The 25235-nt window shown below is 63.7% G+C and carries 16 protein-coding genes and 2 tRNA genes; 2 read left to right on the top strand and 16 right to left on the bottom strand.

From position 1 onward, the window contains the following. Positions 1–3 precede the first annotated feature (3 nt). Genes gspE through ACODTA_RS11600 form a run of 3 tightly spaced genes read right to left on the bottom strand, consistent with a single transcriptional unit; the run spans position 4 to position 4549 of the window. Entirely contained in the window at positions 4–1554 is a 1551-nt protein-coding gene (gene gspE, locus ACODTA_RS11610; RefSeq protein WP_489066062.1) for a type II secretion system ATPase GspE, read from the bottom strand. Then, positions 1551–3704 carry a type II secretion system secretin GspD gene (gene gspD, locus ACODTA_RS11605; protein ID WP_489066061.1) on the bottom strand — a complete coding sequence of 718 codons (2154 nt, stop codon included), beginning with the start codon at positions 3702–3704 and terminating at the stop codon, positions 1551–1553. The genes gspE and gspD overlap by 4 nt, the downstream gene beginning before the upstream one ends. Next, the gene (locus tag ACODTA_RS11600) at positions 3704–4549 is read right to left on the bottom strand and encodes a type II secretion system protein N (RefSeq protein WP_489066060.1); all 846 of its coding nucleotides are present in this window, start codon (positions 4547–4549) and stop codon (positions 3704–3706) included. The genes gspD and ACODTA_RS11600 overlap by 1 nt, the downstream gene beginning before the upstream one ends. Before the next feature lie 139 nt (positions 4550–4688). Here ACODTA_RS11600 and ACODTA_RS11595 point away from each other — a divergent pair, with 139 nt between their 5' ends. After that, complete coding sequence (locus tag ACODTA_RS11595) at positions 4689–5339, top strand: prolyl hydroxylase family protein (protein WP_489066059.1); 651 nt, start codon at positions 4689–4691, stop codon at positions 5337–5339. A gap of 56 nt (positions 5340–5395) precedes the next feature. Here ACODTA_RS11595 and ACODTA_RS11590 read toward each other — a convergent pair whose 3' ends face one another. Next, entirely contained in the window at positions 5396–8110 is a 2715-nt protein-coding gene (locus ACODTA_RS11590; protein ID WP_489066058.1) for a TonB-dependent receptor domain-containing protein, read from the bottom strand. A 79-nt stretch (positions 8111–8189) separates the two neighbouring features. Continuing rightward, the gene (locus ACODTA_RS11585; RefSeq protein WP_489066057.1) at positions 8190–9725 is read right to left on the bottom strand and encodes a hypothetical protein; all 1536 of its coding nucleotides are present in this window, start codon (positions 9723–9725) and stop codon (positions 8190–8192) included. Positions 9726–10062: 337 nt separating this feature from the next. Here ACODTA_RS11585 and ACODTA_RS11580 point away from each other — a divergent pair, with 337 nt between their 5' ends. Further along, positions 10063–10845, top strand: a complete 783-nt coding sequence (locus tag ACODTA_RS11580; protein WP_489066056.1) for a Type 1 glutamine amidotransferase-like domain-containing protein — start codon at positions 10063–10065, stop codon at positions 10843–10845. A 242-nt stretch (positions 10846–11087) separates the two neighbouring features. On the opposite strand, the gene ACODTA_RS11575 is transcribed toward ACODTA_RS11580, so the two are convergent. The 11 genes from ACODTA_RS11575 to dnaE form a co-directional block, all read right to left on the bottom strand. Continuing rightward, positions 11088–11162, bottom strand: a tRNA-Val gene (locus tag ACODTA_RS11575). A 332-nt stretch (positions 11163–11494) separates the two neighbouring features. Beyond that, a complete protein-coding gene (locus ACODTA_RS11570) occupies positions 11495–11767 on the bottom strand; it encodes an HU family DNA-binding protein (protein ID WP_222990048.1) in 273 nt (90 codons plus the stop codon). Positions 11768–12019: 252 nt separating this feature from the next. Next, positions 12020–14428, bottom strand: coding sequence for an endopeptidase La (lon, locus tag ACODTA_RS11565; RefSeq protein ID WP_489066055.1), 2409 nt, complete (start codon positions 14426–14428; stop codon positions 12020–12022). 108 nt (positions 14429–14536) lie between these two features. Further along, a complete protein-coding gene (locus ACODTA_RS11560) occupies positions 14537–15076 on the bottom strand; it encodes a TIGR00645 family protein (protein ID WP_489066054.1) in 540 nt (179 codons plus the stop codon). Between the two features lie 38 nt (positions 15077–15114). Next, complete coding sequence (gene clpX, locus ACODTA_RS11555) at positions 15115–16383, bottom strand: ATP-dependent Clp protease ATP-binding subunit ClpX (protein WP_489066053.1); 1269 nt, start codon at positions 16381–16383, stop codon at positions 15115–15117. Positions 16384–16508: 125 nt separating this feature from the next. Continuing rightward, positions 16509–18029: a hypothetical protein gene (locus ACODTA_RS11550; RefSeq protein WP_489066052.1), complete on the bottom strand. Its 1521-nt coding sequence runs from the start codon at positions 18027–18029 to the stop codon at positions 16509–16511. Positions 18030–18051: 22 nt separating this feature from the next. After that, positions 18052–18699, bottom strand: coding sequence for an ATP-dependent Clp endopeptidase proteolytic subunit ClpP (clpP, locus tag ACODTA_RS11545; protein ID WP_489066051.1), 648 nt, complete (start codon positions 18697–18699; stop codon positions 18052–18054). A gap of 229 nt (positions 18700–18928) precedes the next feature. Next, positions 18929–19909: a glycosyltransferase family 2 protein gene (locus ACODTA_RS11540; RefSeq protein WP_489066050.1), complete on the bottom strand. Its 981-nt coding sequence runs from the start codon at positions 19907–19909 to the stop codon at positions 18929–18931. A 21-nt stretch (positions 19910–19930) separates the two neighbouring features. After that, positions 19931–21529 (bottom strand): trigger factor, encoded by a 1599-nt coding sequence (gene tig / locus ACODTA_RS11535; protein ID WP_489066049.1) that lies wholly within the window; start codon positions 21527–21529, stop codon positions 19931–19933. A 63-nt stretch (positions 21530–21592) separates the two neighbouring features. Further along, positions 21593–21677, bottom strand: a tRNA-Leu gene (locus ACODTA_RS11530). 59 nt (positions 21678–21736) lie between these two features. Continuing rightward, positions 21737–25228: a DNA polymerase III subunit alpha gene (gene dnaE, locus ACODTA_RS11525; RefSeq protein ID WP_489066048.1), complete on the bottom strand. Its 3492-nt coding sequence runs from the start codon at positions 25226–25228 to the stop codon at positions 21737–21739. Positions 25229–25235 lie beyond the last annotated feature (7 nt).

The following is a 25235-nucleotide window of genomic DNA, read 5'->3' as shown; positions in this document are numbered from 1 at the left end:
CCTTCACGCATCGGACGCCTCACGCCGCGAGATGCGGACGGCTTCCTCTGGAGTCGTCAGTCCCTCTCGTACCAGTTTGCGGGCCGCCGATCCAAGATTGGGCGCGTTCAGGAAGGCGTGGCGCGCGATGATCGCCTCGTCGCCGCCGTCATTGATCAGCCGGCGGATCGTGTCGTCGATCCGGATCGCCTCGAACACGCCGATCCGCCCCTTGAAGCCGGTGCCGTTGCAGTCCTCGCAGCCGACCGGCTCGTAGATCACGGTGCCCGGATCGAAGCCGAGCAGCGAACTGACCGAGCCCGAGGCCTGCACCGGACGGCGGCAGGACGGACAGAGCCGGCGCACAAGCCGCTGCGCGACCACCGCGCGCAAGGTGGAGGCGAGCAGGAACGGCTCGATCCGCATGTCGCGCATCCGGGTGATCGCGCCGACGGCGTCATTGGTATGGACGGTCGAGAGCACGAGATGGCCGGTCAGCGAAGCCTGGACGGCGATTTCGGCGGTCTCGCGGTCGCGGATTTCGCCGACCATCACCACATCTGGATCCTGGCGCAGGATCGCGCGCAATCCGGCGGCGAAGGTCAGGCCGACCTTGGCGTTGACCTGTGTCTGGCCGACGCCGTCCATCGCATATTCGACCGGATCCTCGACAGTCAGGATGTTGCGGGTGCCGTCGTTGAGCAGGCGGAGCCCCGCATAGAGCGTGGTAGTCTTGCCCGATCCGGTCGGCCCGGTGACGAGGATGATGCCGTTTGGCTCAGACAAGGCTTCGCGCAGCAGTGCGTTGGTGTCGGCCGTCATGCCCAGCACGTCGAGCGTGATGCCGGCATTCTCCTTGTCTAGGATACGCAGCACCACGCGCTCGCCCGCGCGGCTGGGTAGCGTGGAAACACGAACATCGAGCAGCTTGCCGCCAAGCGTCAGGCCGATCCGGCCATCCTGAGGCAGGCGGCGTTCTGCGATGTCGAGACGCGCCATCACCTTGATGCGGCTGACGACCACGGGCGCGACATGCGCCGGCATGCGCAGCGTCTCTCTCAGCACGCCGTCGACGCGCATGCGCACCACCAGGCCGGTCTCATAGGGTTCGATATGGATATCGGACACACCCTGGCGCGCCGCTTCGGCGATGATGCCGTTGATCAGCCGGATCGCGGGCGCGTCGTCGGCGCTGTCGAGCAGGTCGTCGGCGGTCGGCAGATCGGTCGCGAGCATATCGAGTTCGTCGCCAAGCCCGAGCGACCCCGCCGCCATGGCGGCCGCCTGGCCATCCATCGCATAGCGCTCTGACAACAACCGGTCGAACGCGTCGGCATCCGCCGACTCGACGGCCAGCGGCTGGCCGAGCCAGCGGCGAATCTCCAGCAGTGCGCGCGGATCGCTGCCGTCGCGCAGCGCCACCGCGAAACGCCCTTCGTCCTTGCCAAGCAGGACCACGCCGAATTTGCGCGCGAAGCCATAGGGGATGTTGACGACGAGCACCGGTGCGACGGCCTCATCCTCAGCCGATGCCACCAAGGCCTCTTCAGGCGCTTCGCCCCGCGCGATCTTCATGGCCGGGGCTCCACAGCCGCCGCGGCGGGCGGCGGCGCGACGACCTGATCCGCCGAGGTCTGCGCTGCCGCGATCGGCGGCTGCGCGCCCATATAATCGCGGACCAGTTCGTCGAGCGTCGGTTCGCGATCGGGCCGATCGAGCAATTGCTGATCGCGCAGATAGCCGTAGCGCCGCTGGGCGATGGTCTGGGCGTCGTCACGTCCCTTGATGATCGTCGGGCGGATGAAGACCGCGAGATTGGTCTTGGCGCGCGATCGCGCCTTGGAACGGAACAGCGCACCGATCGCGGGCAGGTCTCCCAGGAACGGGATCTTCTCGATCGTCCGCCGCTCATTGTCGTCGAGCAGGCTGCCCAGCGCGACGATCTGGCCGTCATCGACGACGACGGTGGTGGTGATCTCGCGCTTGTTGAGGATCAGATCCGACGAATCATTGGAAACGGGGCCAGCGATTGAGGAAACTTCCTGGCGCAGGAACAGCTTCACCGAGCCCCCCGCTCCGATCTGCGGCTTCACCTCAAGCTGGATACCGACATTCTGGCGCTGCACGGTGCGGAAGGCATTGTCGAAATTGCCCGACAACGCTTCGCCTGTCGTCACCGGGATTTCCTGCCCCGCGAGGAACTTGGCCTCCTGATTGTCGAGCGTCATCAGCGAGGGCGCCGAAAGCAGGTTGGACTTGGAATCCGATTTCACCGCGTTGATGATTGCACCGAAGATCGCATCCTTGCCGATATCGAAGGCGATGCCGGCGATACCGCCCTTGGCCGCGAGCAATTGCTGCGCCGCCGCCGCCTGGAGCTGGTCGCTGATCGCGGAGCCGCTGCTGGTGGTGACCGTAGTGCCGTTGATGACGGTGGTCGTACGATCGAGCTCGCGGGCCGCGATCGCGCCAGCGATGGTTGCGATATTGGGCGTCGCGTTCGAATAGTTGGTGACACCATAGGGCACACCGCTGCCCGGCTTGCCGCCGAACAGGAACTGCACCCCCAGATTGCGCGCGGCATTGTCCGAAATCTCGACGATGATCGCCTCGACCAGCACCTGCTCGCGCCTGGTATCGAGCTGGCGGACCACTTCACCGAGTTGGCGCTGCACGTCGGCCGGAGCCGCGATGACGATGGCGTTGGCGCCTTCGAAGCGGGTGACGATCGCCTGAGCGCGCCCCTGTATCCCCTGCCCCGCCGGCACCGAGGAGATGGCGGCTGGAGTCTGAACGGGCGCCGCCGTGCCGCCCGAAGCGCTCTTGGCCGCGCTCGCATCGCTCCCCACCGAGCTTGTCGCCTGGCTCGCCGGATTGCCGGTCAACTGTTGCAGCACGGGCAGAAGCTGCCCGGCATCGGCATATTCGAGCCAGAAGACGCGGATCTCGGTGCCGCTCTCGGCGCGCTTGTCGAGATCACGCGCGACTTCGGCGAGACGCGAGACCGTCGAAGGATCTCCACGCAGCACCACCGAATTGGAGCTGTCGATCGCGACGATCGTCGCCGCCGGTCCCCGCGCTGCACCATCCGCTCCGGCGGTGCCATTGCCCACCAGTTGCTGGAGAGAGGTGGCGATCTCACGCGCCCCCGCATTCTTCAGCGCGATCAGCGTGGTAGAGGCACTGTCCCGATCGATCTGCTGGATAAGCTGGCGGATGCGTCGAACATTGTCGGCATAGTCCGCGACCACCACCGAATTGCCCGCGCGATTGGCGGTGACCGAGCCTTCCTTGCTGACCAGCGGCCGCAATGTCTCGACGGCCGACGCCGCATCGATCGAGCGCAGGCGGAAGACTTCGGTGACGAAGGCATTCTGCTGGCTGCCTCGGCTACCGACGCGCCCCGGCTGGGCGGCGGCGGTGTCGGCTGGCTGGATGCGGAACGCACCGCCACCCGTCGGGATCGCCACAAGCCCGTTGGCGCGCATCGTCGCCAGGAACACCTCGAAATATTCGGACTTGGAAAGCGGCCGGTCGGTCACGACCGAGACCTTCCCTTGCACCCGCTGATCGACGATGAAGGTCCGCCCGGTGACGCGCGCGGCGTCCTGGATGAAGGCGCGGACGTCGGCGTCCCGCACGTTCAATGTGGTCTGCTGCGCAGCCAGGGGCTGACAGAGAAGAAGCGCGATGGCCGTTGCGGCGCCGGTCAATACTCTACGCATTATCTCGCAATCGAAAGGACGATGGGAATGACGTTCGCGCCGCGTTCGACGCTGGCGGTGACATTGGCGCCGGGCGTGGCCTGAGCGATCATCCGTTCGGCATCGGAAGCCGAGGTGATCTGCTGGCCATTGACCGCCACCAATATGTCGCCCTCGGCAAAGCCGACGCCGCGAAACGCCGCGCCGTCGCCATTGGGGCGCAGGATCAGGCCGGTGACGCGGCCGCCATCGGTGCGCGGCACGAAACCGATGCCGCCACGAAGCTGCGCGGCGGAAATGGTGCGACCGCCCGGCGGAGCGGCCGCCGGCGGCTGGCTGCCATCGAGCGACAGCGCCGGCGCGACCGTCGCGGCTTCGGGCGCCGGCACCGACTGGTCGATGAAGAGCTGTTCGATCGTACCGCCGCGATCGATGGTCACACTATCGAACGCGACGCCTTTCAGAATCACGCCCGGCATGATCTCATCGCCGACAGCGATGCTGTTCTGGATTCCATCCGGGCCGGCGATGATCGCCGAACCACGGCCATTGACCTCGTCGATTCGCGTGCCGAACAGTTTCAGTTGCAGCGAAGTGACGACGGCGGCACCCTGGCCGCCCCCCGCGAGCCGGAAAAAGGGATCGAAGCCGCGGAATAGCTCGGCGCGATTGGCGACGGCACCGGCCGTGCGATCGGCCAGCCGCCAGTCGCCAAGGGGCCCGACCGGGGTCACGACGGTCCAGACCAGTCGCGCGCATTGGACGGCGAGCAGCACCAGCAGCGCGACCTCGGCCGTATTGTAGACATTGACGCGCGGCAGGCTCCGCAACCAGCGCCGGGCTCTGCCATCAAGACTTAGACGCATGTGGTTTCCCCCGCGGCGACACGCTCCGCTAGAGCGATAGTGTTGCCGGTCGATGACCGTAATATGACGCTATTATTTCAACGGGCAACCGCCCGATTTCCAGCTTGATATTGCCGCATCGCATGGGCTTAACCGTGGCATGACAGCGATGATCGCCAATGGAACCGGGCCGGATGCAGGCCATCATCTGATCGGCCAGCCGCGCGTGCAGCGCGTGCCCAGCCCCAAACTCAGCCTGTTCATCCGCAAGGGCTTCTCCGATCCCGACGAATGCGCCGCGATCATGGAACGCATCGATGCGCGCCGCCGCCCCTCCACCATCGCCGATTCGAACGGCGACCCGCTTTATCGAACCAGCGAGACCTGCGATCTGGACCGCGCCGATCCGGTGATTGCCGGGCTGGAGGAAAGGATCGCGGCCTTTCTCGGCATCGATCCCCGCTTTGGCGAGGCGCTGCAGGGCCAGCGCTACGCCGTCGGGCAGGAATTCAAGCAACATACCGACTATTTCGAACCCAAGGGGACGGATTTCGACGAGCATTGCGCCATATCCGGGCAACGGACCTGGACGGCGATGCTCTACCTCAACGAACCCGAAGCCGGCGGCGCCACGCGTTTCCTGACCATCGGCAAGCTGGTCCAGCCGGAAACCGGAAAGCTGCTGTGCTGGAACAACCAGCGCGCGGACGGAACACCCAATCCCTCGACGCTGCATCACGGCATGAAGGTGCGCGCCGGCACAAAATATGTCGTGACCAAATGGTTCAGGGAAAGACCCTGGCCCGCCTGAACTGAAAAACGGCGCGAGATCCCTCTCGCGCCGTCTTCAGATCACATTCCGTTCGATCAGAACTTCAACGATGCACCCAGCGAGAAGCTGCGGCCGACATTATAGGTGTTGATGTCGATCCGGTTCGCACCGAACTGCTGATACTCCTGAGACTTTTGCGCGGTCAGGTTGCGCGCTTCCATCTTGAGTTCGACCGGAAGCCCCAGGAAGTCGACTTCCTCGCGAACGACGAAGTCGACGCGGAAACCGGGCTTCTCGATGATGTCCGGCTGGCTGCGGTCACCCTGGATCGGACCGCGATTGCTGACGCGCTTGCTGGCATAGGTCAGCAGGATCGTCGCCTGGGAAACCTTTTCGGTATCCTCGATGCCGATCTGGACATTCGCCAGGTGATCCGACTGGCCAGTCAGCGGCGCACCGTTGCGGAACAACAGGTTCGCGGCGACCGGCTGGAGATCCGGACCGATCACCAGGCTGTCGTCCACCTTCAGCTTCGACTTGGTGAAGGTGTAGTTGCCGATCAGCACGAGACGGCGCGTGGCGAAGAAGTCACCGCCCAGCGAGTCGAGCGGGATATGCTTCTGCACCTCGATCTCGGCACCGTAGAGCTGGGCCTGCGGCGCATTGGCGAAGCCGACGCGCATCTGGCCGCCACCCGCGAAATAGGCAGCCGCCTCGATCGGATTGTCGATCTTCTTGTAAAAGCCGGCAACCGTCAGCCGTTCGCCACGACCGAAATAATATTCGTAGCGCGCTTCGGCATTGATCAATTCGCTGTCCGTCAGGAACGGGTTACCGGTGAATTCGCGATCCGACTCGAAATCCTGGTAGATTTGCGGCGCGAGTTCGCGGAACTGCGGACGCGCGATCGTCTTCGAACCGTGCAGGCGAAGCTGCATGTCCTCGGCGAAATTCCAGGTCAGCGTCGCGGCCGGCAGCCAATAGGTGTTGGAGAGGCTGGTGGCGGCGACATTACCGATCGGCTGGACTTTCTGAACGCCGTCTTCGTAACGAACGCCCAGGCTGAGCCGCAGGCCATCCATCAATTCCGCTTCGGCCTGGCCGTAACCGGCGTGGACGCGCAGATCGGCGGAATAAGCGGCGGCACCTTCGGCGCCCGAAACGTCGCGAAGCTGAATGTTGTAGGTGTAGATATTATAGTCGGACAGCAGATAGTCCGGCCGCTCCTGCGACACGCCCAGCGGCAGCGGACCGTCCGGGCTGAAATACTGGAACAGATAGCGCGAGGCGGTCCGCTTGGTCTTGCTGTAGTTGTAGCCGGCCGAAAGCGTGATCGGCATCGAGCCGGGCAGCTTGTACGCCAGGTCGATCCCGCCGGCATAAACGTCCTCGGAAAGGTCGCTGAAGCCCACGGTCGAATATTGGCCGCCGTTCGACAGGTTGTTCACATAGTCGTCGACGTCGTTGATGCCCTTCGTGTTCGGATTGCCATCACCCATATAGGTGTAGCTGATCGACCGCTCATAAGGGGATTCACGCTGCGAATTGGCGTAGGTGCCACGCACGTCGACGCTCAGGTCGTTGAACTTGAACTCGCCGACCAATTGGGTGTCGATCAGTTGGCGCTCGAACCAATAGGTGTTCTGCTCGAGCACCGGCGCGACTGACAGGTTCGGATCCGGATCGGCGATGCTGCGGTTATAACCGGCCGCGAGCCGGCCCTGCTTCAGCGAGTCACGGATATACAGGTTGGTCCAGCGAATCTTGTGGTCGCCGAACTCGGCGCCGATGCCGAGCATGCCGTTCACGACGATCCGATTGTCCGTGATGACGTTGCGGAAGCTCTGCTGCGGCATGCCGGCGAGTTCCGGATCGAGCGAGGTCTGCTGCAGCGTGTCGCGCGTGCGCCAGCTGTTGCTATAGCCGAGCGCCGCGATGAAGCCGATCCGGCCGTCCGGCAGGTCCGTGGACGCGCCCGCGCTGATATCGGCGCTGAAGTTCATCGGAATGTCACCGTTGCGCTGGAGCAGCGTGGTCGGCGCATTGGTCAGGCTCGCGGCGAAATCGCGGCGCTGTGCGGCGCTGGTGGCATTGAAGGTTCCCGCCTTCATCACCTGAGCCAGCGGCGCGGGGAAATCGCGCGCGCCGTTGTCGAACCCGAACATGTCGAGATCGCTGCCATAATAGGTGTAGCCGAGCTTGCCGGTCGTTTCAGTATCACCGCTTCCCGAGAAGCCGATGGTCAGGAACGCTTCCTTCGGCACCGCCTTGGTGGTCAGGTTGATCACGCCGCCGCCGAACTCGCCGGGATAATTCACCGAGTAGCTCTTCTGGACGAGCGACGAGGCGATCACGCTGGTCGGAAAGATGTCGAGCGGCACGACGCGACGAAGCGGCTCGGGGCTGGGCAGCGGCGAACCGTTGAGCAGCGCCAGCGAGTAGCGGTCGCCGAGACCGCGCACGAACACGAAGCCGTTGCCGACAACCGACAGGCCGGTGACGCGCTGCAGCGCGCCGGCGATGTCGCCTTCGCCGGTGCGGGCGATATCGGCGGCCGACAACACCGAGACCACCTCGGGCGTGGCACGGATCGGCTCGGGAATATAGCGGCCGGTCACAACGATTTCCTCGCTGTCTCCCGCGCCGGGTGCGGAAATGTCCACCGGCTCCTCGGCATCGTCGGCCGTGGCGGCGGGAGGCGAGGCCGGGGGCGGGCTCTGGGTGGTCTCGGTCGTCTGCGCGACGGCGGCAGGCGCGACGAGCGCCGAGGTAAGCAGGAGCAGGCTCCCGAACGCGATGGGCTTCTTCATGGACGATCCCCCGGAGGCTTCATGGAACAGGGGGGACGGCGGCATGCGCCACCGTCCCCCGATCACGCTTGGTTGGCGATCAGGTGGTGGGAAGCGCCGTGCAGCTCGAGCTGGTGCCGCCGAAGCTGACATAGCCGGAGTTGCAGGTCCAACCCGCGTACCAGGTGTCCGAGGAGTTCCGCACCGCGCCGATATAGGCCGTGGTGTCGAAGAACGCGTTCAGCGTCTTCGCGTCGAACGGCGTCACCGCGCTCTCGTTGGCGCCGTTGATGTAGACGCTGGCGAGGGTCGAGGTGAACGACGAGTTGTTGTTGTTCGATCCGCTGCCGAAGATCGTCGACACGGCGGCCTCGTTGCCATCCGCGCGGAAGGCGGTTCCGCACTGCATCACCACCGAACGGAACACCGGCGGGCCCTGATCCTGCAACCCAGCGTCCGCAGGACGGGTGGTGGTGCCGCCAGTCTCGTCGATGTCGAGGCAGGACTGCGGCGTGACGATCACGCTGTTGACCAGCGTGTAGTCGGTGCCGCCGCGCAGCAGGATGGCGTTGCCGCCCGAGCTGCTGTGGGTCTGGATCGCGGTCATGTTCGAAACGCGGGTCCACTGGCGGGGCAGCGCGTCCTCGTTGCCGTTCGAGTCGGCTTCGATGATCGAGTCGCCGTCACCGCCCGGCTTCTGCACGGCGATGACATATTGGATGAAGCCCTGATAGCCGAGATCGGTGTCGAGATTGTCGTCGTCGGCACCGGTGATCACCAGATGCTTCAGGTTGGCGCGGCCGCCGAAGATCTCGATGCCGTCGTCCGAACTGTTGTGGATCTGGATATAGTCAAGCGTGGTGTTGCTGCCGACGCCGCCCAGGGTGAGGCCCTGCAACTCGTTGCCCGGCGCGATCGCGAAGCCCGAATAGCGGATCTGGACATATTTCAGCGTGCCGCTGTTGTCGGTCGCGACATTGCCGCCATAAAGCGAACTGGTCGTGCCTTCGATGACCTGCTGGCAATTCTCGCTGCCACCGGCGACCGCGGTGTTACAATCCGAGATCGGCGCACGGCCGAGCATGACGATGCCGCCCCACAGGCCCATGCTGGCGTCCGTGGTGGTGCCTTCGAGGTTGGCGCGAGCGGTGAAGATGATCGGCTGGCTGGCCGTGCCGACCGCGTTCAGACGCGAGCCGCGGTTGACGACCAGATAGTCATTGCCCGCCGAGGCGAAGAACAGCGTGCCGGGCTGGACGGTCAGGGTGACGGCCTGGCCACCGGCCGCGCTGCCATTGCCGCCGACATCGGTGCCAACATTGACGGGCCCCGAGATCGAATAGGCGACGCCCGGCAGATTCTGGATGGTCGTGTCGGTCGAGAAGCGGGTCGGCAGTTCGCACGCGCGCTTCGAGCCGACAACGCCACGATCGACATAGCCGGTCGGGCACGAGGCGGCCGGGCTGCCCGGAGGCGTCGGCGTCGGCGTGGGGGTCGGCGTGGGAGTCGGGGTCGGGGTCGGCACGATGATCACGCCATCGCCGGGCGAGGCGACGTCGTCCGCGCCGCACGCCGCCAGCGTCGAAAACGCGCAGCCGGCAAGAAGAATAGAGCTAATCCGTTTGATCGTGGCCATGATATCTCCGCTCCCGGCTGGTCCGGGGTTTGAGCTTGTGGAGAGGCGATATGCTTGGCCGACTCGCAGCCCCCTTCGCCCTCGGCTGCGGCCCTAGAGATGGTTGGTGACGCGCTTGTGCGAGTTATGAGACGGTTCGAAGACTGTCATATGACTGATTTGTGACCAGCCAGTGGGTTGGGCGGCGGCCGCTTCACTCATCCTTTAGGATAAACTTCGCGAACCACGGGCGCACCCCGCCCCCGCCGGATTTCCGGAAAGCCGAAGATCCCAGCCCATGGTTTGACAAACCGGTGCGACTTTGTTGCCTTGGAAATGTGTGAGGGGGAGGTGCATCATGAACCGCCGGGATATCCTGCGCGCCGGTGCGGCGCTGTCATTTGCCAGCCTGCCGATGTTGCGACCATCCAGTGCCCGCGCCGAGGTCGCCGTTCGGAAGCTCCTCATCTATGGAGGAGACTTCAATGCCGGTTTCATCCGCTACGCGGCGTCGCTCACGGGCAAGGCAAATCCCAGGATATGCCTCCTGCCAACGGCGTCGGGCGATGCGCCGGGCAATATCGTGCGGTGGTTCGAGATCTGCACGAAATTGCCGATCAGGCCCTTTGTGCAGCGCGCCTTCATCTCCTCGCACAACCAGAAGGAGTCGTTCGAAACGGTCTTTGCCGGCATGGATGCCATTCTGGTCGGCGGAGGCAATACGCTGAACATGATCGCCGTCTGGAAAGCGCAAGGCATCGACAAGGCGCTGAGGACAGCCTGGGAGAATGGCGTAGTGCTGGGCGGCGGCAGCGCGGGATCGCTGTGCTGGTTCGAACAGGGCACGACGGATTCGCGTCCCGGCGATCTGTCGACGGTGGAAGGGCTGGGTTTCATCAGCGGCAGCCATTGCCCCCATTACGATGCGGAGGCGGGGCGCAGGCCGCTCTATCATTCGAAGATCAAAAGCGGCGAGTTCAAGCCCGGCTATGCCTGCGACGATCGCGCCGGCATCTATTTCGAGAATGGCGCCGTGAAGCAGGTCGTTGCGCTCGATGACAAGAGCAACGCATTCTTCGTGTCGAAGAGGAATGACGAGGTGATCGAAACCACCCTGCCCAAGGTGGTTCTGCCCGCATAGACGCGGCATGGCCCCGGCGAATCCTTCATGTGGATCGCTCGCCGAACGCCCTGTGGCTTCCGCTACCATCAGGCGTCTTCACATCAGGCTTCGCCTCGGGCCGAAAAAGGCGTCCGCAGACGTGCGTGTTGGACCAAAGCCGGTATCAGGGAAAGTGCGCAGCCGCGCCCAAGCCCCATTCGGCTGCTCTGCCGAACGGCCCATTCGATACGAAAATATCCGGATTGTCGGGGGTTCAAGCGTGGTGGGCGCGGTAGGGATTGAACCTACGACCCCACCCGTGTGAAGGGTGTGCTCTACCACTGAGCTACGCGCCCACGCTTGGGCCGGTCCACCGAAAAGCAGCCGGAGGCGGGTCAATAGCGACGTGAGATTGGACACGCAACATACCAACCGAAAAATCGCAATAAAAAAGGCGACGCCGGAGCGCCGCCCGCGCCTGGCGCCGTGCGCCGAGGCGTTTTCCCAGTCGATACCGGGTGGGGTGGAGCTGGTGGCGAAAGCTCGATCGTGCCGGCGAAAGCGTGTGCCGCTTCCGCCCCCGGCGCAGCTCAGGCTCGCGCCCCTGGAACGATCCGTGTCGATTCAGGGCTGCCGTCGTGCAACGATCAGCCCTGAAACGATCAGACTCTTGCCACCGGCATCAGGATCAGTTGACGGCGTCCTTCAAGCCCTTGCCCGCCTTGAACTTCGGCTGGCTGGAAGCCTTGATGGCCATCGGCTCGCCCGTCCGCGGGTTGCGGCCCTGCGAAGCCTTACGCTTGGAAACCGAGAAGGTGCCGAAGCCGACAAGGCGCACTTCGTCGCCCTTCTTCAGCGCACCGGAAATCGCGTCGAAAACGCCCTCGACGGCCTTGCTGGCGTCGCCCTTGCTCAGGCCCGATGCGTCGGCGACTGCGCCGATGAGCTCTTGCTTGTTCATGCCCTGGGAACCCCCTTATCATGTGGTTGAATCAGTCTCCGGCAAATGCCGGCGCGCATTTAAGGCGGACGATTCGGGGCCTGTCAAAGCAAAACCACTGAAAACACGGGGGATCAGCCCGCGAATCGTGGTTTTTTAGCGTCCGAGCGCCCCTTTGGGAGATTTCGAGGCAAGCGGAACCTGCTGACGACTCGAAAATCCCTTTAAGCAAGGGAATCCGGACTCATTCCAGTTCCGCCGACGCGGATCGACTCAGTGCCGTAAACCGTCCGCTTCCCCATGCCCGGAGGCCTGGGTTTGCTGCGGCTGAGCAGCCAGCTCGTCGGCTTCGGTCCAATCGATCGGCTCGATCGACTCGGTCAGGGCCAGCGCCAGAACCTCATCGACATGCTTCACTGGAACAATCTTGAGCCCATCCTTGATGTTCTGCGGAATCTCGGCGAGATCCTTTTCGTTCTCAGCCGGGATCAGCACCGTAGTGATGCCGCCACGCAGCGCAGCGAGCAGTTTCTCCTTCAACCCGCCGATAGCCAGCACGCGGCCGCGCAGGGTCACTTCACCCGTCATCGCCACATCCTTGCGGACGGAGATGCCAGTCAGCGTCGAAACGATCGACGTGACCATGCCGATGCCTGCCGACGGGCCATCCTTGGGAACAGCGCCTTCCGGCAAGTGGATGTGGATATCCTTGCGCGCGAACAGGCTAGGCTTGATGCCATAAGCCGGTGCCCGGGCGCGGACGAACGAGAATGCCGCCTGGATGGATTCGTTCATCACTTCGCCAAGCTTGCCCGTCGTCTTGACGCCGCCCTTGCCTGGCACAGTGACTGCCTCGATCGTCAGCAGTTCACCGCCCACCTCGGTCCAGGCCAGCCCCGTCACCGCGCCGATCTGGTTCTCTTCTTCACCCAGACCATGTCGAAACTTCTGAACGCCCGCGAAATCGGACAGATTCTCTGGCGTGATCGTCACCGTCTCCGCCTTGCCTTCAAGAATCCGGCGCAGAGACTTGCGCGCCAGCTTGGCAATCTCGCGTTCGAGCGTGCGTACGCCTGCCTCCCGCGTATAATGACGGATCAGCGCGCGCAGGCCATCTTCGGTCAGCGTGAATTCGCCATCCTTCAGGCCGTGCGCCTCGATCTGCTTGGCAATCAGGTGACGCTGCGCAATCTCCACCTTCTCGTCCTCGGTATAGCCCTCCAGCCGGATGATCTCCATGCGGTCAAGCAAGGGCTGCGGCAGGTTGAGCGAGTTCGCGGTGGTCACGAACATCACGTCGGACAAGTCGATATCGATCTCGAGATAGTGATCCTGGAACTTGTTGTTCTGCTCCGGATCGAGCACCTCCAGCAGCGCCGACGCGGGATCGCCGCGGAAATCCTGGCCGAGCTTGTCGATCTCGTCGAGAAGGAAAAGCGGATTCGACGCACCGGCCTTTTTCAGGTTGGTCACGATCTTGCCCGGCAGCGAGCCGATATAGGTACGGCGGTGACCGCGGATCTCGGCCTCGTCGCGCACGCCGCCCAACGACTGGCGGATGAATTCGCGGCCCGTCGCCTTGGCGATGGACTTGCCCAGGCTGGTCTTGCCCACGCCCGGAGGGCCGACAAGGCAAAGGATCGGCCCCTTAAGCTTGTTGGTGCGGGCCTGAACCGCCAGATATTCGACGATCCGGTCCTTCACCTTCTCAAGCGCGTAATGGTCCTCGTCGAGCACCTTCTGCGCCTGCGCGATATCCTTTTTCAGCTTCGACTTCTTGCCCCAAGGCAACCCCAGCAGAACGTCGAGATAATTGCGGACAACCGTCGCCTCGGCCGACATCGGCGCCATCGTCTTGAGCTTCTTGAGCTCGGCGGTCGCCTTGGTCCGCGCCTCCTGCGACAATTTGAGCGTAGCGATCTTCTGCGTCAGCTCGGCAAGTTCGTCGCCCTCGCCTTCCTCGCCCTCATTGCCCAGCTCGCGCTGGATCGCCTTCAACTGCTCGTTGAGATAATATTCGCGCTGCGTCTTCTCCATCTGCCGCTTCACGCGGCTGCGGATCTTCTTCTCGACCTGGAGAACACCCAGCTCGCCTTCCATGAAGGCGAACGCCATCTCAAGCCGGCGCGCAGGATCGAGTTCGACGAGCAGCGCCTGCTTGTCCGAAACCTTGATCGAGATGTTGGCGGCGATCGAATCCGCCAGGCGCGTCGCATCCTCGATCTCGCTCAATTGCACCGCCGTTTCGGCGGGCAGCTTCTTGTTGAGCTTGGCGTAATTCTCGAACTGCTCGACCACCGAGCGCATCAGCGCGTTGAGTTCGGTATCCTTCTCGGTCACGCGATCCTCAATCGGCGTCACCGACGCGACGGCATGGCCGCCGGCGGAATCGAAGGATTCAAGCGTCGCGCGCTGCTTGCCCTCGACGAGCACGCGAACCGTGCCATCGGGCAATTTCAAAAGCTGGAGCACGCTGGCGATCACGCCCAGATCGTACAGGTCGTCGCGGCCGGGATCGTCCTCGGCGGGATCGAGCTGGGCGACGAGGAAGATCTCCTTGTCCGACTCCATCGCCTTTTCCAGCGCAACGACCGATTTGTCGCGGCCGACGAACAGCGGCACGATCATGTGCGGGAACACGACGATGTCGCGCAGGGGGAGAACGGGATAGGACTTGGTCATGAAGACTCCGGTGAACGGGTAGCACCTATATGGGCGCGCCATCCCGCAGGATCAATGAATCGGCATATACGCAAAATTACCGTGTCGAAATTCCACCCGCGGGCAGGATCAATGCTTCGACTGTGTCATCCGGTCGACAAAGGCGATGCCGATCGCCGAGGCGATGAAACACATGTGGATGATCGTCTGCCACATCACGCCGGTCTCGGTCACACGACCGGTGGCCGTGCCCATGGCGCCCGCCTCGATAAAGGTGCGCAGCAGATGGATCGACGAGATGCCGATGATCGCCATCGCCAGCTTCACCTTGAGCACGCCGGCATTCACATGGCTCAACCATTCGGGCTGATCGGGGTGCCCCTCCAGCCGCAGCCGCGACACGAAGGTCTCATATCCGCCGACAATCACCATCACGAGCAGATTGGAGATCATCACAACGTCGATCAGGCCCAGGACGACCAGCATGATCTGCTGCTCGCTGAACTCCCAGGCGTGGAGCACGAGATGCTTCAGTTCCTTGAGGAAAAGAAACACATAGACACACTGGGCGACGATCAGGCCGACATAAAGCGGCAACTGCAACCAGCGAGAGCTGAAGATCAGCGCCGGCAAGGGGCGCAGGCGCGTGCGTTCGCTCGCGTCGCTCATCGTTCGTCAGGTCCTTATCTTATCGCGTCGTCAGGAAATCAGGCGGCGTCGCCGGCCTTCTTCTCTTTCTTCGCGAAGACACGGACAGGTTCCTTGCGGCCCTCGACGACGTCCTTGTCGATCATCACCTCGTCGACGCCGTCCATGCCGGGCAGGTCGAACATGGTATCCAGAAGGATCGCTTCCAGGATCGAACGAAGCCCACGTGCACCGGTCTTGCGCTCGATCGCCTTCTTGGCGACCGAGGTCAGCGCGTCGTCGGTGAAGCCAAGCTTCACCTCCTCCATGTCGAACAGCTTCTGATATTGTTTGACCAGCGCGTTCTTGGGCTCGGCCAGGATCTTCACCAGCGCCTCGATATCGAGATCCTCAAGCGTGGCGATGACGGGCAGACGGCCGACAAATTCGGGGATCAGGCCGAATTTCAACAGATCCTCGGGTTCGGTCTGACGCAGCACCTCACCGGTACGACGCTCCTCGGGAGCCGCGACATAGGCGCCAAAGCCGATCGACTTGCCCTGCAGGCGATCGCCGATGATCTTTTCGAGGCCCGAAAAGGCGCCGCCGCAGATGAACAGGATATTGGTCGTGTCCACCTGCAGGAATTCCTGCTGCGGATGCTTGCGCCCGCCCTGGGGCGGCACGCTCGCGGTCGTGCCCTCCATCAGCTTGAGCAGCGCCTGCTGCACGCCCTCGCCCGAAACGTCACGGGTGATCGACGGATTCTCCGCCTTGCGGCTGATCTTGTCGATCTCGTCGATATAGACGATGCCACGCTGGGCGCGCTCGACATTATAGTCGCTGGCCTGAAGCAGCTTCAGGATGATGTTCTCGACATCCTCACCGACATAGCCGGCCTCGGTCAGCGTCGTCGCGTCCGCCATGGTGAAGGGAACGTCGAGGATACGCGCCAGCGTCTGCGCCAGCAGCGTCTTGCCCGATCCGGTCGGGCCGACGAGCAGGATGTTCGACTTGGCCAGTTCGACATCCGCGCCCTTCTGGCCGTGGTTGAGTCGCTTGTAGTGATTGTGCACCGCGACCGAGAGCACGCGCTTCGCCTGCTTCTGGCCGATCACATAATCGCCCAGGAAGTCGCAGATTTCCTGCGGGGTCGGCACACCGCCGTCCTTCTTGGAGACGAGCGCGGTCTTGGTCTCTTCACGGATGATGTCGTTGCAGAGATCGACGCACTCGTCGCAGATGAACACGGTCGGGCCGGCGATGAGCTTCCGCACCTCGTGCTGCGACTTGCCGCAGAACGAGCAGTACAGGGTGCTCTTGGAATCGCCGCCACTCAATTTCGTCATAAAATCACTTACCTTCTCGATCCGGCCCTTCGCCATCCGGATTCGGCATTCTACCGAAGACCGCGCTGCCCGGATACCCAATATGCCTACTGGCAAGACGGAAACAAGCCGTTGACGTCCCCAATCTACCGCATCGTCGCCTTTTTGCCGGGCCAAAGTGCCTGCGGAAGCACTCGCCCAACCTTGCCCAGCGCGGCCTGAACCGCCGGACGGCGGCCGAGTTCAGCCCATCCGTCGGTCCAGATCGTTCGGACATTGTCAGGCGCCGAGGCGAGGGGCTGAAGCGAATCGATCGCCGAATCCGCATGACCAGGATCGGCAAGCGCCCTTAACACCACGGCTTGGGCATCATCCATTCGGCCGACACACATCAACGCTTCCGCCGTACTGCCGACTGCATCCTTTTCATGCGCCTTGATCTCGTCGATCATGCCCGCGAGTTCCTGTCCCGGCGTCAGGGCATGCGCGATGCAAAGCTTAATCCGGCGAACGAGTTGCCGCGCATAGGGCGTACCATATTGCCCCGCCGCGCGTTCGACATCGCCCTGCAGTGCCGACGCTTCAGCCCAGCGACGGTCGCCCGCCAGCATATGCAGACGATTGATCATCATGCTGACCAGCCACGCGGTTTCCCCGCCCTCGAGCTTCGGCATCGCCGCATAGCGTTTGTCGGCGTCGTCGATCCGCCCCATCACGCGGAGTATGTCGGCATGCAGGTCGATCAGCCAGCCGCCATTCTCATCGACGGCAGCCGCCTCTTGGGATGTCGCAGCAAAACGGGACGCCAGGGCATCCGCTTCGTCGAACCGGCTCGCCTGGAAATACGCCTCCACCAATGCGCGGATGACCACGGGAGAGGGGTCGCGGGATCCATCCCACGCGGTGTGCGCCTCGTCCACGGCGGCCGCCGCGGCGCTCTGCATATGAGGCCCTGCCTGCGCCTCCAGCGCCGGCCAGATCGGCGCATAAACCCTGTCGACAAGGGCTTCCCGCAACGGACCGGGGCTATTTACGCCCCGCATCACCCGCGCCGCCTCATCGATACGCCCGGCCTTGATCGAGATCCGCGCGGCCATCAACTTCAGTCTGTCGCGCGTGGCGATCTCGGCACTGGCGCCGCCGCTCGCCTCCAGGCGAACGATAAAGGCATCCGCTTCCGATTTGCGATTGCCTTCGTTCAATTTCCGGACGACCCACATCGCATCGCGAAAGCTGATCTCCCGCGCGCCCGCCGGCCCGCGCTCCATCAACGATTCCATCGCCATCCGGGTGATTTCGAGATCGCGGAAACCGCGCGCGAACTCCAGCATGATCACTGCCGGCTCGATCGCCTGAGGATCGAGCGACTGAACGGCTGCGATCGCCTTCAACCCCCTCGCCCGTTCGCCATCGGCGACGAACAACATGGCTTGCAGCATCGCCATGCGCTGCCGCTGTTCAACGGATAACGGCATCTTCAGGATGCGATCGAGACGATCGATGGCGGCGCGATATTTGCGCCCACTCACTTCGCGCTGAAGATCTTTCAGTTCGGCATCGACGGCCCCGCCCTGCTCGGACGCCTGCCGCTCCTGCTTTTCAGCGGTCGAAGCGACTGCCGGTACTGCGATCAGCAGTACCGGCAGGATCGTCAACAACCTGCTCACGCGCCCCGACCGGGCGCGAACATCAGGCTGCAGCGCTCGTCTCTTCCGACGGCACCGGGCGCTTGTCGAACACCTCGTCGATCAGGCCGAAAGCCTTGGCTTCGTCCGCCGACATGAACTTGTCGCGCTCCATCGAACTCTCGACCACCTCGAGCGGCTGGCCGGTATATTTCGCGTAGAGCTCGTTCATCCGGTGACGGATACGCAGGATCTCGCGCGCCTGGATCTCGATATCGGTCGCCTGCCCCTGCGCGCCGCCGGAGGGCTGGTGGATCATGATGCGGGCGTTGGTCAGCGCCATGCGCATACCGGGTTCGCCGCTCGCCAACAGGAAACTGCCCATCGACGCTGCCTGGCCGATGCACACCGTGCCAACGCGCGGGCGGATATATTGCATCGTGTCGTGGATCGCCATGCCCGCCGTCACCACGCCGCCCGGCGAGTTGATGTACATGAAGATGTCCTTCTTCGGATTCTCCGATTCGAGGAACAGCAACTGGGCGGTGATGAGGGAGGCCATATGGTCCTCCACCCCGCCGGTCACGAACACGATCCGCTCGCGCAGCAGGCGCGAATAGATGTCGAAGCTGCGCTCGCCGCGGTTCGACTGCTCGATGACGATGGGGACGAGTGCGTCGTGGATCTGGCCGTTATCGAACGGATTATTCATGGGAATCTCGTGTCCTTTGCCCGTGAGGCTCTTTGCTAGGCCCTGGTCGCCTCAGGCTAAACAGCCTGACACGCGAATCAAGGTCTCGACCTTTGACTGGAGCCTGATTCACACCATCAGCGAAAACATTGGGCCGTTTTCGCCGCTGACGCTCAGGCTCTAGGCGCTTAGATCGGGTGAAGGCAAGCCGCCTTCAAGTGGCTGATCGCGCGCGGATCGACGCGCCGCTTCAGCGCTCGACGTCGGCGGCGACCGCCGGGAATGCCAGATAGGCCAGGCGACGAACCTCGCGACGCCCGCGCACCACCGTGTCGAGGATCAATCCGCACATGACGTTCAGCGCAGCGAGCGTGACAAGGCCGGTGCAGAGGATCGCCGTGGGAAGCCGCGGCACAAGCCCGGTCTGGACATAGGTAATCGCCAGCGGAACCGCGAGGATCAACGCCAGCAATGCGACCGCGCCGCCGATCAGCCCGAAGAAGAGTACCGGACGCTCGATGCGGAACAAGGTCGCTATCGTATTGAGAATGCGCCAGCCGTCGCGATAGGTCGAGAGTTTGGACACCGATCCTTCGGGCCGCGCGCCATAGGCGGTGACGACCTCCGCCACCGGCATGCGCAATTCCAGCGCATGTACGCTGATCTCGGTCTCGATCTCGAAGCCCGCCGACAGCACGGGGAAACTCTTCACAAATCGCCTTGAGAAGACCCGGTAACCCGAGAGAATATCGCTGAAAGTCCGACCGAATATCCAGGCCAGTATGCCCGTGAGCATCGCGTTGCCGAACCGGTGGCCACGGCGATAGGCCTCTTCGATCTCAGACTTGCGCGCGCCCACGACCATATCGAGCTGTTCGTCGATCAACCGCGTCACCAGCTTCGGGGCAGCAGGCGCGTCATAGGTCGCGTCGCCATCCGCCATCACATAGACATCGGCATCAACGTCCGCGAACATGCGGCGGACGACATTGCCCTTACCCTGCATCCGCTCAGTGCGGACGATGGCGCCCGCGGCGCGCGCCACCTCGACCGTCCGGTCCCGGCTGTTATTGTCGTAAACGTAGATGGTCGCGCCGGGCAGCGCCGAGCGGAAGCCCTCGATCGTCTGCACGATCGCGGCTTCCTCGTTATAGCATGGCAGCAGAACCGCGATGCGCAGTCCGTCTGGCAGGCTGCCCTGCCCGACAGCCTTGCTCGCCCCGTTCGCCATGCCCCAGCGCTCCGGCGTCGATTACTTCTTCGCCGCCGGCTTCTTGGCGGCTGGCTTCTTGGCCGGCTTTTCCTCGGCCGTTGCTTCCGCATCGTCGGCCGACTTCTTCGCCGCCGCCTTCTTCGCGGGCTTCGCCTTCTCGGCCGGTGCTTCAGCCTCTTCGGCCTTCACGTCGTCCTTGGCCTCGGCCTTGTCCTTCGGCTCGGCCTTCTTCGCGGCCTTTTTGGGCTTGGCGGCGTGATCATGGTCATGATGGTCATGGCCGCAGCCCGGACCATGGACATGGCCGTCATCCTCGGCCTCGATCTCTGCTTCCAGCTCTTCGCGGCTCACGCTGCGATCGCTGATCTCCGCCTTGCCGAACAGGAAGTCGACGACCTTGTCCTCATAGAGCGGCGCACGAAGCTGGGCGGCCGCCATCGGCTCCTGCTGGATGAACTGGATGAAGCGCTCGCGCTGGTCGGCCGGATATTGCTGCGCGGCCTGACCGATCAGGCGATTCATTTCCTGCCCCGTCACTTCGACGCCGTTCGCCTGGCCGATCTCGGAAAGCAGCAGGCCCAGACGGACGCGACGGACCGCGATCGCGCGATAATCGTCCTTCTCGGCTTCCATTTCCTTGAGCGCGGCAGCCGGATCTTCCTCATGGCTCGCTTCATGCTCGAGCTGGGCCCAGATCTGGTTGAACTCGGCCTCGACCATCGAGGGCGGCACCTCGAAATCATGGCTTGCGGCGAGCTGGTCGAGCAGCTTGCGCTTCATGTGCGTGCGGGTGAGGCCGTTATGCTCCTGCTCGATCTGCCCCTTGAGCAGACCGCGGAGCTGTTCCAGGCTCTCAAGGCCCAGCGACTTGGCGAAATCCTCGTCCGCCTTGCCTTCCTTGGGCACGCGGACCTCGTTGATCACCAGGTCGAAGGTCGCTGCCTTGCCCTTGAGATTCTCCGCCGTGTAATCCTCGGGGAAAGTCACCTCGATGGTCTTCTCGTCATTGGCCTTCACGCCGACGAGCTGATCCTCGAAACCGGGAATGAGCCGGCCCGAGCCGATCTCGACCGACATGCCCTCACCCGTGCCGCCGTCGAAGGCGACGCCGTCGACCTTGCCGACGAAATCCATGACGACCAGATCGCCGTCCTTCGCCTTGTGGCTCTTGGGCGCTTCGTCGAACTGCTTGTTCTGGCTCGCGAGCTGGTCGACGGCCTCATCGACCTTCTCGCCCGAAACCTCGACCGTCAGGCGCTCAAGCTTCAGGCCGTCGATCGAGGGCGCCGGCACCTGCGGCAAGACTTCGAGCTCGACCTTCACCTCGGCGTCCTTGCCGGGCTCATAGCCTTCGCCGAGTTCGACGGAGGGCTGCATCGCGGGACGCAGCTTGTTGTCGGCCAGCAGCTTCTGCACGCCTTCCTGGATCGAGCTGTTGAGCGCATCCTGCGCCAGCGATTCGGCGTGCATCTTGCGGATCAGGTTGGCGGGCACCTTGCCGGGACGGAAGCCGGGCATGCGCACCTGCGGCGCGACGCGCTTCACTTCCTGATCGACGCGCGCGTCGATATCCTTCGCGGTGATGGTCAGCGTGTAGGCGCGCTTCAGGCCCTCGTTCAACGTCTCGACAGTCTGCATCTCTCTTCAAACGCCTTCATGATCTGGAATCTCTGAACCGCTCCGTCTTCCGGGAGCGGAGACTGGTGCGGGCGAAGGGACTCGAACCCCCACATCTTGCGATACTGGAACCTAAATCCAGCGCGTCTACCAGTTCCGCCACGCCCGCTAGGACACCGTCGGTCGGCGGCGTCTATAGCAGGGAGCGCCACAAGGGCAAGCGCGGCGTCAGGATACCAGCGCGAGGCGTGGCGGATCGGCGGCGCGAAGCGAGACCGAAAGGACTCCCGGCAGCGTCTCGATCCGTGCCGCGAGCTCCGCATCGAGCAGATAATCGCGCCCGAGCCGCACCGACGCCTCGGCGCCACCGTCCAGCCGCGCGCGCAGCATCAGTTCGCCTCGTCCGCCGCGATATCCGTCGAGCAACGTCGCAAGCGGGCCGATCGCCGCCGGATCGTCCATCACGATCTCGACCATCAACCGGGCATTGCCGGCAAGCTGATCGAACGCCTGGATCCGCTTCACCGTCACGCGCGGGGCCTCCTCGCCCGGCCGGCGATCGAGCTCGACGGTCAACAGCCCGCAATCGCCAGCGCGCGCCGTATCTTCAAGCTGCTTGGCGATATCGTCGTCGAAGCAGGTGGCGAAAAACTGGCCCGACGCGTCCGAACAGGTCGCCATCAGATAGCGTCGCCCCCTGGCCGAGGTACGCCAGCGTGCATCCTCGATCAGCGCCGCCATCGTCGCGGTGGTGCGGCTGGCATCGACGGGCGCGACCTGGGCGCAGAGCGCACCATAGCTCCGCGCGCCATGACCTTCGGCAAGATGGCTGTAGCGATCGACCGGATGCGCGGAGAAATAGAAGCCGAACGCATCCTTTTCCTGCGCCATGCGGTCGGCGAGCGACCAGTGTGCGCTTTGCGGGATCTGGATGGCAGCAGCGCGCGCCTCGCTTTCGCCGAACAGCCCATGCTGGCCGCTCGTCCGGTTCTCCTCGGCATGCGATGCGATCGCCAGGATCGTCTCCGCGACGGCGTGAACGCCGGCGCGGTCGGGATTCATCGAATCGAACGCCCCCGCCCCCGCGAGACTTTCGATCTGGCGGCGATTGAGCAGGCGCGGATCGACGCGATTGGCGAAATCGTCGAGCGTCTTGTAGGGGCCCGTCGCCTCGCGCTGGGCGATCAGCGTCTCCATCGCCTTTTCGCCGACGCCCTTGAGCGCCGCCAGCGCATAGCGCACCGTCAGCCCGTCCGGTGTCTGCTCGACATCGAATTCGGCCTGGCTCGCATTCAGGCAGGGCGGCAGATAGGCGATGTTCATCCGGCGCATATCTTCGACGAAGATGCCGAGCTTGTCGGTCAGCGCCATGTCGAAACACATCGAGGCCGCGAAGAACTCGTGCGGATGGTGCGCCTTCAGCCACGCCGTCTGATAGGCGAGCAACGCATAGGCGGCGGCGTGGCTCTTGTTGAAGCCGTAGCCCGCGAATTTGTCGATCAGGTCGAACAGCTCGTTGGCCTTGTCCGCATCGATGCCATTGACAGCCTTGCACCCCTCGACAAAGCCCACGCGCTGCGCATCCATCTCCGCCTTGATCTTCTTGCCCATCGCGCGGCGGAGCATGTCGGCGCCGCCCAGGCTGTAGCCGGCCAGGATCTGTGCGGCCTGCATCACCTGTTCCTGATAGACGAAGATTCCGTAGGTCTCGGACAGGATTCCTTCGAGCAAAGGGTGAGGATATTCAATCTGTTCGCGTCCGTTCTTACGAGCGCCGAACATCGGGATATTGTCCATCGGGCCCGGCCGGTAGAGCGAGACGAGCGCGATGATGTCACCGAAATTCGACGGACGCACCGCCGCCAGCGTCCGACGCATGCCTTCGGATTCCAGCTGGAACACGCCGACAGTGTCGCCCTTCTGGAGCAATTTGTAGACGCCCTCGTCGTCCCATTCGAGCGTGCTGAGATCGACATGAACGTCGCGCTTGGCGAGAAGCTGCACCGCCTTTTGCAGCACCGACAACGTCTTGAGACCGAGAAAGTCGAACTTCACCAGGCCTGCGCCCTCGACATATTTCATGTCGAACTGAGTGACCGGCATGTCGGAGCGCGGATCGCGATAGAGCGGCACGAGTTGGTCGAGCGGACGGTCGCCGATCACGACGCCCGCGGCGTGGGTCGAACTGTGGCGCGGCAACCCTTCCAGTTTCATCGCGAGATCGACGAGACGCTTCACCTGGCTGTCGGTCTCGTACTCGTGACGAAATTCCGGGACCCCGCCCTTCTCCATGGTCCGCTCCAGCGTCCATGGATCGGTCGGATGGTTCGGAACCAGCTTCGCCAGCCGGTCGACCTGACCATAGCTCATCTGCAGCACCCGGCCGGTGTCCTTGAGCACCGCGCGTGCCTTCAATCGCCCGAAGGTGATGATCTGCGCCACATGATCGCGGCCATATTTGCGCTGGACGTACCGGATCACTTCCTCGCGCCGCGTTTCGCAGAAGTCGATATCGAAATCCGGCATCGAGACGCGTTCGGGATTGAGGAAACGTTCGAACAGCAGGCCAAGCTTCAGCGGATCGAGATCGGTGATGGTGAGCGCCCAGGCGACGACCGATCCGGCACCCGATCCACGCCCCGGCCCCACAGGAATATCCTGTTCCTTCGCCCATTTGATAAAGTCGGCGACGATCAGGAAATAGCCCGGGAAGCCCATCTGGACGATAACGTCGAGCTCGAAATCGATGCGCTCGACATAGGCCTTGCGCGCCTCGTCATCGGCGATCCCGGCCTTTTCGAGCCGCATCATCAGGCCGGCATGCGCATCCTCGCGCAGCTTCGTCGCCTCGCCTTCGCGGTCACCGGCAAGGCTGGGCAGGATCGGCTTGCGTTTGGGCGCCATCACCGCACAGCGCTGCGCCACGACCAGGGTGTTCGCCAGTGCCTCGGGCAGATCGTCGAACAGCAGCTTCATGTCCTTGGCGGGCTTCATCCACGCATCGGGCGAACTCCTGCGGCGATCCTCGCTTTCGACATAGGACGAGCCGGCGATGCAGAGCATCGCATCATGCGCGGCGTGGAAATTCTCGTCGGCGAAGCAGGACGGGTTGGTCGCGACCAGCGGCAGATGGCGCGCATAGGCGAGATCGAGCAGATGCGGCTCGGCCTTGCCCTCCACCTCATCGAGCCGGCGGACGATCTCGATATAAAGGCGGTCGGGAAACAGCGCCTGCAGCCGATCGGCATAGTCGAAGGCGCGATCCATCTGTTCTTCCGCGAACAAGCGCGTCAATCCGCCTTCGGCACCGGCGGTCAGCGCGATCAGGCCCTGCGTCGCGCCCTCCAGCGCCTCGAAACGCACATGCGCCGGCATCTCCACCGGCCGGTCGAGATGCGCGGCCGAGACGAGCGCGCAGAGATTGTCATAACCGGTTTCGTCCTGCGCGTAGAGCGCGAGCCAGTCGAGCGCCGGCTCGACGCCATCGGGCATGCCGGGACACGCCACGCACAGCATCGCGCCGATCACCGGCTGAACGCCCGCGCCCTTGCACGCATCGGAAAAGGCCATCGCGGCGTAAAGGCCGTTGCGATCGGTGAGCGCCGCCGCCGGAAAACCCAGTTCGCGCGCGCGTTTCGCGATTGCCTTGGGCTCGATCGCGCCCTCCAGCATCGTAAAGGACGAAAAGATGCGAAGCGGAACGAACGAAGCGTGAGGCATGGCCGAG

This window comes from Sphingomonas sp. FG14 (assembly GCF_057809675.1).
Note: the sequence above shows the minus strand (reverse complement) of the source record. Positions and strands in the feature narration are given on the sequence as shown.